The following is a 12,136-nucleotide window of genomic DNA, read 5'->3' as shown; positions in this document are numbered from 1 at the left end:
TGGCACCGACAACCGCCGCGGGAACGACGACGATGACCTCCTCCGCAACGCCAGCCAGGGCGCGCCCGGTGCCGACGCCCACGCTGAAGAAGCAACCGGCCCGCATTCCGCTGCTCCAGCAGCCGCACGTCCAGCGCGTCATGTATCCGCTGCTGGTCGGCGTGGTGCTGATCGGGCTCTGGCAGGGCCTGGTGACGGCGATGGAGCTGCCGCCCTACCTGGTGCCCTCGCCCTACCTGATGATGCAGACGCTGGTCACCGACTGGGTGCCGCTCGGCATGGCCTTGATGGTGACGCTCAAGATCACCGTGCTGTCCTTCGTGGTCGCGACCATCGCCGGCGTGCTGATCTCCTTCCTGTTCGTGCAGAGCAAGCTGATCGAGACCGCGCTGTTCCCCTACGCGGTGCTGCTGCAGGTGACGCCGATCGTCGCGGTGGCGCCGCTGATCATCATCTGGGTCAAGAACCCGACCGCCGCGATGGTGGTCTGCGCCGCGCTGGTGGCGCTGTTCCCGATCATCAGCAACACCACGCTCGGCCTGCGCAGCATCGATCCCGACCTGCAGAGCTACTTCAAGCTCAACCGCGCCACCCGCTGGCAGCAGCTGGTGCGCCTGCGCATCCCGAGCGCGCTGCCCTACTTCTTCGGCGGCCTGCGCATCTCGAGCGGGCTGGCGCTGATCGGCGCCGTGGTGGCCGAGTTCGTCGCCGGCACCGGCGGCTCGGGTGCCGGCCTGGCCTACCAGATCCTGCAGGCCGGCTTCCAGCTCAACATCCCGCGCATGTTCGCGGCCCTGCTGCTGATCTCGCTGACCGGCGTCGCGCTGTTCGTGCTGATGGCCTGGCTCACCAAGCTCGCGCTCGGCTCCTGGCACGCGAGCGAACTCTCCCAAGACTGATTCCGATGAACGCACCCATGACCTCCATCGAGCGCCTGCACCTCGAACTGCCCGAACTCGACTGGATCACCGACCCGAGCCGCATCGCACGGCTGTCGCAGGACTTCGCCTGGTTCAGCCCGGTGCTCGACCGGCAGCTGAAGGACAAGCGCGCCGACGCCGTCGTGCGCCCGCGCACCGAGGACGAGATCCGCGCGCTGGTCGGCGCCTGCGCCCGCCTGGGCGTGCCGATCACGATCCGCGGCAGCGGCACCGGCAACTACGGCCAGACCACGCCGCTGGCCGGCGGCGTGGTGCTCGACATGACCGGCTACAACGCGCTGCTGTGGGTGCGCACCGGCGTCGCCCGGGCGCAAGCCGGCATCCGGCTCGGTGAACTCGAGAAGCACACGCGACCCTCCGGCCAGGAGCTGCGCTGCATTCCGTCGACCTACCGCAGCGCGACGCTCGGCGGCCTGTTCGGCGGCGGCTTCGGCGGTGTCGGATCGATCAACTACGGCCCGCTCGGCGCCCCCGGCAACGTGCTCGGCCTGCGCGCGATGACCATCGAGCCCGAGCCGCAGATCGTCGAGCTGCGCGGCGCCGAGGCGCTGCGCATGCACCACCTGTGGGGCACCAACGGACTGGTGCTCGAGCTCGAAGTGGCGCTGGCGCCGGCCCATCCCTGGCTCGAAAGCCTGCTGGTGTTCGACGCCTTCGCCCCGGCGCTGGCCTTCGCCGACGCGCTGGCGAACGCCCCCGGCATCGTCAAGCGCGAGGTGGCCTTCTTCGCCAGCCCGGTGCCCGATCACCTGGCGCAGCTGGCCGAGCATCTGCCCAAGGGCTGCCACGCGGTGCTGTCGCTGGTGGCGGAGTCCTCCGAAGACCCGATGCGCGCGCTGGCCGATGCGCACGGCGGCCGCATGACCTACCGCAAGACCGCCGAGGAGGTGAAGAAGAGCAACCGCACGCTGATGGAGTTCACCTGGAACCACACGACGCTGCACGCGCTCAAGGTCGACAAGTCGCTGACCTACCTCCAGAGCAGCTTCGTGCCGGGCCGGCACGTGGCGCAGATCACCGAGATGGAGCAGCGCTTCGCCGGCGAGGTCCTGATGCACGTCGAGTTCCTGCGCGGCCTCGACGGCCTCCTCACCTGCAGTGCGCTGCAGCTGGTGCGCTTCACGACCGAGGAACGGCTGGCGGAAATCATCCGCCTGCATCGCGAGCACGGCGTGCGCATCAACAACCCGCACGTCTTCGTCGTCGAGGACGGCAAGGCCGGCGGCGCCTTGCCGCCCGAGATCGTCGAGATGAAGAAGCGCTTCGATCCGCACGGGCTGCTGAACCCGGGCAAGCTGCGCGACTGGCCGGTGAAAGCCTAGGCAGAACGGCGGCGGCGGACGATCGTCGCGGCGACCACGGCCAGCGCCAATCCCCACAGCGGCCAGAGCCCGAGGCGCGACACCCACACCGCATACGGCGTGCGCCCGCCCCGCCCTTCCACCTCGGCCTTCAGCACGCCGCGCGTGAGCCGCGGCAGCGAGTGCGTCACCTGGCCGCGATGGTCGATGACCACCGTGGCGCCTGTGTTGGTGGCACGCACCATCGGCCGCTGGAACTCCAGCGCCCGCATGCGCGAGATCGCCAGGTGCTGGTCGATCGCGATCGAGTCGCCGAACCAGGCGATGTTGCTGACGTTCAGCAGCACCGTCGGCGCCTCCTCGGCGCTGCGGAAGTTGGCACCGATCTCGTCGCCGAACAGATCCTCGTAGCAGATGTTCGGCGCGATGCGCTGGCCCAGCCAGACGAAGGGCGGCTGCGCCAGTCCGCCGCTGCGGAAGTCGCCGAGCGGGATGTTCATCATGTCGGTGAACCAGCGGAACAGGCCCGGGATGAATTCGCCGAAAGGCACCAGGTGGTGCTTCTCGTAGCGATAGGGCGCCGCCTCGCCCGGACGGAAACCCAGCACCGCATTGCTGTAGGAGCGGCCATCGCCCATCGGCAGGCCGACGATGGCGGCCTGGGTGCCGCTCGCATAGCGGGCCGCGATCGCCTCCAGGTAGCCCGGCGGCAATTGCGAGGGCAGCAGGGGCAGGGCCGTCTCCGGCGTGATCACCAGCGGCGCGTCGGCATCCCGCAGCTGCTCGCCGTACCACTGCAGCGCGGTCGCGATGCCGCCGCCCGGAATGAACTTCTCGTCCTGCGGAATGTTGCCCTGCAGCAGTGCGACGGTGATGCGGCCGCGCGAACGGGCCGCATCGTCGGCCGGCACGCCGCGCGCCAGCGCAATCAGGGCCGGAACGCCGAACAGCACCAGCGCCAGCCCGACGGGCAGCGCAAAGGCGCGCCCGCGCGCATGGCGCATGGCCAGCGGCACCAGCGTCGCGATGCCGGCCGCGATCGCACCGATCCCGTAGACGCCGACCCAGGGCGCATAGACCGCCAGCGGCCCTTCGACGTGGGCATAGCCGCCCGCGCCCCATGGAAAGCCCGTGAACCAGCTGCCGCGCAGCAGTTCGGCCAGGGTCCACAGCGCGGCGAAGAAGGCCGCCGCGCGCAGCGGGCTCGCCGGGGCGAAAGCCACGTACAGGGCGCAGCCGAGCGCGTAGTAGAGCGACAGCGCCGCCGCCAGCGCGAACACCGCCACGGCGGCCAGCGGCGCCGGCAAGCCGCCATAGGTGTGCATCGAGATGAACAGCCACCAGAAGGTGCCGCAGAGCCAGGCGGTCGCGAACACCCAGCCGAGCAGCCCCGCAGCGCGCCAGGGCCGGGGTCCGGCGGTCGGCGCAGCGCCGGCGGCGGGACGCAGCGCATCCAGCTGCCAGACCAGCGCCGCCAGCGACAGCAGCTGCAGCCACCACAGCGGCTGGCCGTTCCAGGGCGCGGCCATCGACGCCGCCTGGGCCAGCCCCGCGAGCCCGAAGCCCAGCGCGCGCAACGGGGTTTTCAATCGGCCGAGTCGTCGCCGCGCGCCGGCGAGACCTTGAACCAGCGCACCGCGCCGCCCTTGGTGTGCAGCACGACGAAGTCGAAGGCGCCGAGCGCGTAGTGCTCGCCGCGCTTGGGCACATGGCCCATCTCGTGCGCGATCAGGCCGCCGATGGTGTCGAACTCCTGGCTCAGCGCCTCGTCGTCGAAGGTGATGCCGAAGGCCTCGGCCACCCGCTCGATCGGCGTGTCGCCCGCCACCCGATAGGTGTGGTCGGCCAGGCCGAAGATGTCGCCCTCGTCCTCGGGAATGTCGAACTCGTCCTCGATCTCGCCGACGATCTGCTCGAGCACGTCCTCGATGGTGATCAGGCCGGCGACGCGGCCGAACTCGTCGATCACCACCGCCAGGTGGTTGCGGTTGCCGCGGAACTCGCGCAGCAGGTCGTTCAGGCCCTTGCTCTCGGGCACGAAGGTCGGCGGCCTGAGCAGCGCGCGGATGTTCAGCCCCGGCGCGCGCTGCAGCTTGAGCAGGTCCTTCGCGAGCAGGATGCCGATGATGTTTTCCTTCTCGCCCTCGTAGACCGGAAAGCGCGAGTGGGCGGTGTCGATCACCAGGTGAAGCAGCGCGTCGTAGGGCGCGTCGATGTTGACCAGGTCCATCCGCGGCGCAGCGACCATCACCTCGCCGGCGGTCATGTCGGCCATGCGCAGCACGCCTTCGAGCATCACGCGCGATTCGGCGCCGATCACGTCGTTGTCCTCGGCGTCGGCGAGCGTTTCGATCAGTTCGTCGCGGGAATCGGGCCCGGGATGGATGAATTCGGCGAGCTTCTGAAGAAAGCTGCGCTTGTCTTCGCGTTCGACGGGCGCGCGATCAGGGTGAGGGTCGGCCACTGCAGCAGGGCGGAGTTGGGGAAACGCAAGGATAACCCACCCACGCTATGCGGCTGGAAACCTCTGGGTGAGCGTCAAGCAGCTGATTTGTCTCGCGCGGCGCGCACGCCGCTGCGGATTTCCTGCAGCTCTGCCAGGAACGACCAGAACTGCTTGGCCCGGGTCTTGAGCTGGTAGTCGACCTGCGCAAAGTGCTGCAGCGCGATTTCGCTCATGCGGCTGTCGAAGGTGGCGGCCGGCAGTTCGAGGTGGGCCTCGGACTCGGAGCCGCTGCGCACCACGGTCGCGCCGGCATTGCGCGCGATCTTCAGCATCGCGGCGTTCTCGCTCAGGGCGTGGATGAACAGCATGCCGACGCCTTCGTTGCGCGCCACCACCACGGCGCGCTCGAACAGGCGGGCGCCGTAGCCGCGTCCGCGGGCGTGGACGGCCACGGAAACGCCGAACTCGGCGCAATCCTGCTGCTGGTCGGCAGGGGCGAAGGCCAGGTGGGCCATCGCGATCAATTCGAGCCGGCGGTTGTAGATGCCGAACAGTTCGTCGCGCTCGAAATCGAGCCCGTCGACATAGCGTTGGACTTGTTCATCGGACGCCGCATAGCCGAACCGCAGGTAGCGGTCGTGCTGCGGCAGGGCCAGCAGGTGCTGCGCGATGCGGTCGCGCTCGCGCGGGCCGATCGAACGGATCGGCACCATGACGGGGTGCGGCGCGGCGGCGCGCGGTTGCGCCTCAACCATCGGCGCCTTCAAGAACGAGCCGACGCCGAGTGAGGCTAGAAAGAGGGCCTTGGCGGTAAGCATGCATGGAATATAAGGGTTTTCCCTAGACCTTCAAGCGCACGGGGTCTGCTCCCGGACGATTCGGTGAACAAATTCCGCTCCTGCCTTATCGGCAGCCGACGCACGTTGTTACAGGGGCACGGCCGTGGTCGCCTTGACCCGGTCGAGCACGAAGCTGGTCTTGCAATCCTGGACGCTCGGGTGCTTCAGCAGGGTGTTCATGATGAAACGGCTGTAGTGCGCCATGTCGGCCACGACCACGCGCAGCAGGTAGTCCATCTCGCCCGTCAGCGCCGCGCATTCGACGACCTCGGGCCAAGTTTGCACGCTCGCCCGGAACAAGTCCATCGGGTTGCGCTTGTGGCTTTCAGTGAGCTTCTCGAGGCGCACGTTGAGGTAGGCGGTGAGCCCCAGGCCGACCGCCTCGGGCTTGACCAGGGCGACATAGCGGTCGATCACGCGGCTTTCCTCCAGCCGCTTGACCCGCCGCAGCACGGCGCTGGGCGACAGGCTGACCTGCTCGGCCAGTTGGTCGTAGGTGGCGCGCCCGTCGGCCTGAAGCGTGCGCAGAATTTGCCGATCTATCTTTTCAAGTGCATCCATCGCTGGATTTTTGCACTTTTCCTGCGTCATATGTCGATTCAATGCCCAATAACGCCGAAATCATGAAGGCCCGCGCTTTTACAGTTCCATACCGACACCGCGCCGCCGCGGCCGCACACTGACTTCCCACGGAGATCACACCATGAGCACCACCGACACCGCCGCCTTCACCCCCTGGGAGAACCCGATGGGCACCGACGGCTTCGAATTCATCGAGTACGCGGCACCGGACCCGGCCGCCATGGGCCGCGTCTTCGAGCAGATGGGCTTCCGGCCGATCGCCAGGCACCGCCACAAGAACGTGCTGCTGTACCGCCAGGGCACGATCAACTTCATCATCAACTCCGAGCCCGACTCGTTCGCCCAGCGCTTCGCGCGCCAGCACGGCCCCAGCATCTGCGCCATCGCCTTCCGCGTGCAGGATGCCAAGGCGGCCTACGAGCGCGCGATCGGCCTCGGGGCCTGGGGCTTCGCGCCCGGCGCCGGCCCGGGCGAGCTCAACATCCCGGCGATCAAGGGCATCGGCGACAGCCTGATCTATTTCGTCGACCGCTGGCGCGGCAAGAACGGCGCGGCACCCGGCGACATCGGCAACATCGGCTTCTACGACGTCGACTTCGAGGCGCTGCCGGGCCTCTCGGCGGTCGAGGCGCTGGCGCCCGAGGGCCATGGCCTGACCTACATCGACCACCTGACCCACAACGTGCACCGCGGGCGGCTCAAGGAGTGGGCCGATTTCTACGAGCGCTTGTTCAACTTCCGCGAGATCCGCTACTTCGACATCGAGGGCCAGGTCACGGGCGTCAAGAGCAAGGCCATGACCAGCCCCTGCGGCAAGATCCGCATCCCGATCAACGAGGAAGGCAACGAGAAGGCCGGCCAGATCCAGGAGTACCTCGACAGCTACCGCGGCGAGGGCATCCAGCACATCGCGATGGGCTCGCGCGACCTCTTCCATACGGTGGACGCGCTGCGGGCCGCGGGCGTGAAGCTGCTCGACACCATCGACACCTACTACGAGCTGGTCGACAAGCGCATCCCGGGCCATGGCGAAGACGTGGCGGCGCTCAAGCAGCGCAAGATCCTGGTCGACGGCAAGAAAGGCGCGCTGCTGCTGCAGATCTTCAGCGAGAACCAGCTCGGGCCGATCTTCTTCGAGTTCATCCAGCGCAAGGGCGACGACGGCTTCGGCGAAGGAAACTTCAAGGCGCTGTTCGAAAGCATCGAGCTCGACCAGATTCGCCGCGGGGTGCTGGCCGCCGCACAATAGGCGCCCCCATCCCACCTGGAGCCTCCATGCGCCTGCCGACGTCGTCCCCGCTTCGTTCCCTCCCCTGGATCGCCGCCGCGGCGCTGGTGCTCGGAGGCTGTGCCACGGCGCCGCCCCAGGCGGCGCCCGTGTCCCGCCTGGACGCCGTGCAGAAGGCCGGCGTGCTGCGCATCTGCACGCCGGGCGACTACAAGCCCTTCAGCTTCCAGAAGCCGGACGCGGGCTACGAGGGCATCGACGTCGACCTCATGACGGGCTTCGCCGCCAGCCTCAACGCCCGGCCGGAGTGGGTCAAGACCAGTTGGGCCAACCTGATGCCCGACCTCACGGCCGGCAAATGCGACATGGCGGTCGGCGGCATCTCGGTGACCACCGACCGGCAGAAGCTCGCCTTCTTCAGCAGCGCCTACATGGTCAACGGCAAGACGCCGATCGCGCGCTGCGCCGATGTCGCCAAGTACCAGACGGTGGCCCAGATCGACAAGCCCTCGGTGCGCGTGATCTTCAACCCGGGCGGCAGCAACGAGCGCTTCGCGCGCGCCAACTTCAAGCAGGCCAAGCTGACCCTGCACGGCGAGAACGTCACGATCTTCGACGAGATCCTGGCCAACCGCGCCGACGTCTTCGTCACCGAGTCGGCCGAGGCCATCACGCAGCAGAAACTCAAGCCCGGCCTCTGCGCGATCAATCCCGACAAGCCGCTGCAGTACGGCGAGATGGCCTGGCTGCTGCCGCGCGACGACGTCGCCTTCAAGTCCTATGTCGACCAGTGGCTGCACCTGTCGCAGGCCGGCGGCGAGTTCCAGCGCGTGATGGACCGCTGGCTCAAGTAGCGTCGAGCAGCGCCAGGACCTCGCGCCGGACGGGGGCGTCGAAGGCCAGTTCCACATGGCCGCGGCCGGCGGCGAGCCGGTTGTCGGCGCCCGGCAAGGTGGCCACCGAGGTCGGGAACACGATGTTGTCGCTGTTCGAATACCAGCAGCTGAAGGGCACCTGCTGCACGCTCGTGCGCTCGCCGTCGATGCGTTGCAGCCACTCGCCGCCCATCCGCATCTGGCGGCCGTTGGCCGTGCGTCCGAAGCGCGCCAGCCAGGTGCCGCGATGCGGCGTGCCGAGGGTGGCGATGCGATGCACCCGCGCGCCGTCGGCATCGCGCAGCCAGGCCCGGGCCGCGAGCCCGCCCATGCTGTGGCAGATCAGGAGCGGCGGCTGGCCTGTCGCGGCGGTCACGCGCACGATGGCGGCATCGATGGTCTGCACGTAGCGGTCGATCGAGCCGAAGACCGGCTCGAGGTCGACCGCGACGAAGGCCCGGTCGGCGGCGCGCAGTTCGCGCAGCCAGGGCGTCCAGAACGCGCGATTGCCGACGAAGCCATGCACCAGTACGACGCCCCGCCGCCCTGCCTGCGGCAGGTGGTCCGGAATGGCGCGCCACCGAAAGGGCTGGTACCAGGCGAAGACGCGCGGTGCCGCGATGCTCTCGGCCAGCCAGGCCTTGAAGAACTGCCAGGCGCTGGCACGCGGCAGCGGGTCGCTGTCATCGACGCGCCAGGCCAGCACGAATTCGAACGCGAGGAAGACCGCGTGCGAGCCGCTCAGGACCAGCAGCCCGGCGATCGCCATCGCCGGCGAACGGCTCCACCAGGCGGCGGTCCATGCCACCGCGGCGACCAGCCAGGCCAATACCAACCACCGCTGAGCACGAGCAACCATCCGCCAACTATCGCACGCGCGACCCGCGTCCCTAGGACAAGCCCGCTGGCGTCGGGTGGCGGATGGCTCCGACAATCCGCGCCAAAGGAGATCGAATGCAGACATCAGTGCTTCAGAGTTATCCCGTGGGCGTGCCGCATGAAGTCCATCCCGAGCAGTACGGCTCGCTGGGGCAGTTGTTCGACGAGTCGTTCAAGCGCTACGCCGAGCGCCCGTTCTCGGTCTGCATGGAGCAGTGGATGACCTATGGCGAGGTCGACGTGCTGTCGAAGGCCCTGGGCGCGTGGCTGCAGTCGCTCGGCCTCGAGCCCGGCGCCCGCGTGGCGGTGATGCTGCCCAACGTGCCCCAGTTCGCGGTCACGGTCTGCGGCGTGCTGCGGGCGGGCTACACCTGCGTCAACGTCAATCCGCTCTACACGGCGCGCGAACTCGAACACCAGCTCAGGGATTCGGGCGCCACCGCGATCGTCATCCTCGAGAACTTCGCCACCACGCTCGAGCAGGTGATCGAGCAGACGGCGATCAAGCACGTGGCCGTGACCTCGATGGGCGACCTGCTCGGCGGCATGTACGGCGCCTGGATCACCTTCGCCGTGCGCCATCTCGCGAAGATGGTGCCGCCCTACAAGATCGCGCTGTCCAACGGACGCACCGTCACGCCTTTCAAGGACGCGATCGCAGCCGGTCGCGGCCGCACGCTGGCGGCCGATCCGAGCACCCTCGATTCGATCGCGTTCCTGCAGTACACCGGCGGCACCACCGGACTGTCGAAGGGCGCGGTGCTGACCCATCGCAACATCGTCGCCGCCACCCTGCAGGCCGAGGCCTGGTTCACGCCGGCGCTGGGACGGGCGGGCGACCTGTCCAAGGTCAACAGCATCGCCGCCCTGCCCCTCTATCACATCTTCGCCCTGACGCTGCTCCTGCTCGCGATCCGGCAAGGTTCGCACCTGACGCTGGTGCCCAACCCGCGCGACATCGGCAAGTTCATCGCCGTCCTCAAGAAGCGGCCGTTCCACATGCTTCCCGCAGTGAACACGCTCTTCAATGCCCTGCTGGTCCATCCGGAGTTCAAGAACGTCGACTTCTCGCAGCTGTTCGTCTCGCAGGCCGGCGGCATGGCGGCCTCCGAGGGCACCGCGCGCAAATGGTTCGAGGTCACAGGCTGCCCGATGATCGAAGGCTGGGGCATGAGCGAGACCTGCGCGATCGGCACCAACAACCCGGTCACCAACACCCACTACAGCGGCAACATCGGCCTGCCGCTGCCGGGCATCGAGATCGCCATCAAGGACGACCAGGGCCGCTCGCTGCCGGCGGGCGAGCATGGCGAGCTCTGCATCAAGGGGCCGAACGTGATGGTCGGCTACTACAACCAGCCGGCCGAGACCGCGGCCGCCTTCACGGCCGACGGCTTCATGCGCACCGGCGACATCGCGGTCATGCAGGAAGACGGCTACAGCCGGATCGTCGACCGCAAGAAGGACATGATCATCGTCAGCGGTTTCAACGTCTTCCCGAACGAGCTCGAGAACGTGATCTCCCTGTGCCCCGGGGTGGTCGAGTGCGCCGCCATCGGCGTGCCCGACGAGAAGCAGGGCGAGGCGATCAAGGTCTTCGTGGTCCGCAAGGATCCGGCGCTGACCGAGGAAGCGGTCATGCGCTATTGCCATGACCAGCTCACGGGCTACAAGCGACCGAAGCAGATCGAGTTCCGCGACGCGCTGCCGAAGACCAACGTGGGCAAGATCCTGCGCCGCGAACTGCGCGTGGGCGCGACAGGTTGACATCGGCGACGGAGAGCCTGCCCGCGGGACTTCAGGTCTTCGAGCGCGGCTGGCTGTCGGCCAACAACGTGCTGTTCACCGGCCGCGCGCAGACGGCCGTGGTCGACACCGGCTATGCGACGCATGCGACGCAGACGGTTGCGCTGATCGACGCCGCGCTGGGGCCTCGGCCGCTGGAGCTGCTGCTCAACACCCATCTGCACAGCGATCACTGCGGCGGCAACGCCGCGCTGCAGTCGCGACATCCCGGCGTGCGAACGTTGATCCCGCCCGGCGAAGCTGCTGCCGTGGAGGCCTGGGACGAAGAGGCATTGAGTTTCAAGGCCACCGGCCAACGCTGCGACCGCTTCCGCTTCGATGGGCTGCTCGCCCCGGGCAGCGAGATCGTGCTGGCCGACCTCCCGTGGCAGGTCCATGCCGCCAAGGGACACGATCCGCATTCGGTCATCTTGTTCGAGCCCGTCTCGAGGACCCTGGTCTCGGCCGATGCGCTCTGGGAGAACGGGTTTGGCGTGGTTTTTCCGGAGCTGTTCGGCGAACCCTCCTTCGACGAGGTCGGGGCCACGCTGGACCTGATCGAGTCGCTCGCACCGTCGCACGTGGTTCCCGGTCACGGGCGCGTCCTCCACGATGCGCCCGCGGCCTTGCGGAAGGCTCGCAGCCGGCTCGAGGGCTTCCAGCGGCAGCCGGTCAAGCATGCGCGCCACGCGCTCAAGGTGCTGCTGAAGTTCAAGCTCCTCGAATGGCAGAGCGTCTCGCGCGAAGAATGGGCCGCCTGGCTGGCCGCGACCCCGTATGTCGAGACGGTGCGGGCGCGCTTCTTCCACACCTCGCCATTGGACGACCTTGCCGGGGAAATTCTTGACGAACTCGTGGCCGTCGGTGCGGCGGCCACAGATGGCGCGCGCATTTTCAATCGCTGATTGGCGATTGGCACCCAGCCAATTGAGCCTTGACGCCCGATCCTTTCGCTAGACTTCCGCATCATGCATTTTCATTTCAGACGCGCGGGGGAGGAGGATGCACCAGCCGTGCGCTCGCTGAGCCGAGCTGCGTATGCGAAGTGGGTCCCGGTGATCGGACGCGAGCCTCTCCCGATGAAGGCCAACTATGAAGCGGCTGTTAGGGAACATCTTATATGGGCGCCTCCCGGATCGCAAGAACTCGTGTGTGTGACGCTTTAGGAGGCAGGGCTGCAGTCTTATATCCGGCCTGATGTGCAAGCTGATATGCCTGCCGGCCCTGATGGTTTTCGCTGACGAGGTTCCCATCTGATCA

Annotated in this window: 11 protein-coding genes; 6 read left to right on the top strand and 5 right to left on the bottom strand. The window is 67.9% G+C overall.

All coding sequences use genetic code 11. The features are described from left to right. Positions 1–32 precede the first annotated feature (32 nt). Positions 33–899, top strand: a complete 867-nt coding sequence (locus AC1DF3_RS17510; RefSeq protein WP_478140334.1) for an ABC transporter permease — start codon at positions 33–35, stop codon at positions 897–899. Between the two features lie 5 nt (positions 900–904). Continuing rightward, entirely contained in the window at positions 905–2,263 is a 1,359-nt protein-coding gene (locus AC1DF3_RS17505; protein ID WP_478140333.1) for an FAD-binding oxidoreductase, read from the top strand. On the opposite strand, the gene lnt is transcribed toward AC1DF3_RS17505, so the two are convergent. The 4 genes from lnt to AC1DF3_RS17485 form a co-directional block, all read right to left on the bottom strand. Then, a complete protein-coding gene (gene lnt / locus AC1DF3_RS17500; RefSeq protein ID WP_478140399.1) occupies positions 2,260–3,771 on the bottom strand; it encodes an apolipoprotein N-acyltransferase in 1,512 nt (503 codons plus the stop codon). The two genes, AC1DF3_RS17505 and lnt, sit on opposite strands and share 4 nt — an antisense overlap. A gap of 56 nt (positions 3,772–3,827) precedes the next feature. Beyond that, entirely contained in the window at positions 3,828–4,706 is an 879-nt protein-coding gene (locus AC1DF3_RS17495) for an HlyC/CorC family transporter (protein WP_286529482.1), read from the bottom strand. Between the two features lie 74 nt (positions 4,707–4,780). Further along, positions 4,781–5,506 (bottom strand): GNAT family N-acetyltransferase, encoded by a 726-nt coding sequence (locus AC1DF3_RS17490; protein ID WP_286534898.1) that lies wholly within the window; start codon positions 5,504–5,506, stop codon positions 4,781–4,783. Between the two features lie 108 nt (positions 5,507–5,614). Continuing rightward, positions 5,615–6,088, bottom strand: a complete 474-nt coding sequence (locus AC1DF3_RS17485; protein ID WP_478140332.1) for an Lrp/AsnC family transcriptional regulator — start codon at positions 6,086–6,088, stop codon at positions 5,615–5,617. A gap of 142 nt (positions 6,089–6,230) precedes the next feature. On the opposite strand from AC1DF3_RS17485, the gene hppD reads away from it, so the two are divergent. Together hppD and AC1DF3_RS17475 are read left to right on the top strand one after the other, a co-directional pair. Beyond that, on the top strand, positions 6,231–7,358 hold the full coding sequence (gene hppD / locus AC1DF3_RS17480) for a 4-hydroxyphenylpyruvate dioxygenase (protein WP_286534899.1): 1,128 nt from the start codon (positions 6,231–6,233) through the stop codon (positions 7,356–7,358). A 26-nt stretch (positions 7,359–7,384) separates the two neighbouring features. Beyond that, complete coding sequence (locus AC1DF3_RS17475) at positions 7,385–8,191, top strand: transporter substrate-binding domain-containing protein (protein WP_478140331.1); 807 nt, start codon at positions 7,385–7,387, stop codon at positions 8,189–8,191. Here AC1DF3_RS17475 and AC1DF3_RS17470 read toward each other — a convergent pair. Further along, positions 8,184–9,071 (bottom strand): esterase/lipase family protein, encoded by an 888-nt coding sequence (locus tag AC1DF3_RS17470; RefSeq protein WP_478140330.1) that lies wholly within the window; start codon positions 9,069–9,071, stop codon positions 8,184–8,186. The genes AC1DF3_RS17475 and AC1DF3_RS17470 overlap by 8 nt on opposite strands. Before the next feature lie 95 nt (positions 9,072–9,166). Between AC1DF3_RS17470 and AC1DF3_RS17465 the strand changes: the two genes are divergently transcribed. Together AC1DF3_RS17465 and AC1DF3_RS17460 are read left to right on the top strand one after the other, a co-directional pair. Further along, positions 9,167–10,858, top strand: coding sequence for an AMP-binding protein (locus AC1DF3_RS17465; protein ID WP_478140329.1), 1,692 nt, complete (start codon positions 9,167–9,169; stop codon positions 10,856–10,858). Next, the gene (locus AC1DF3_RS17460; RefSeq protein ID WP_478140328.1) at positions 10,855–11,781 is read left to right on the top strand and encodes an MBL fold metallo-hydrolase; all 927 of its coding nucleotides are present in this window, start codon (positions 10,855–10,857) and stop codon (positions 11,779–11,781) included. Before AC1DF3_RS17465 ends, AC1DF3_RS17460 begins: the two co-directional genes overlap by 4 nt. Positions 11,782–12,136: the final 355 nt, after the last annotated feature.

It is taken from the genome of Variovorax sp. 10N432 (assembly GCF_056394465.1).
The sequence above is the reverse complement of the archived record's forward strand: the minus strand, read 5'-3'. Positions and strand labels throughout refer to the sequence as shown.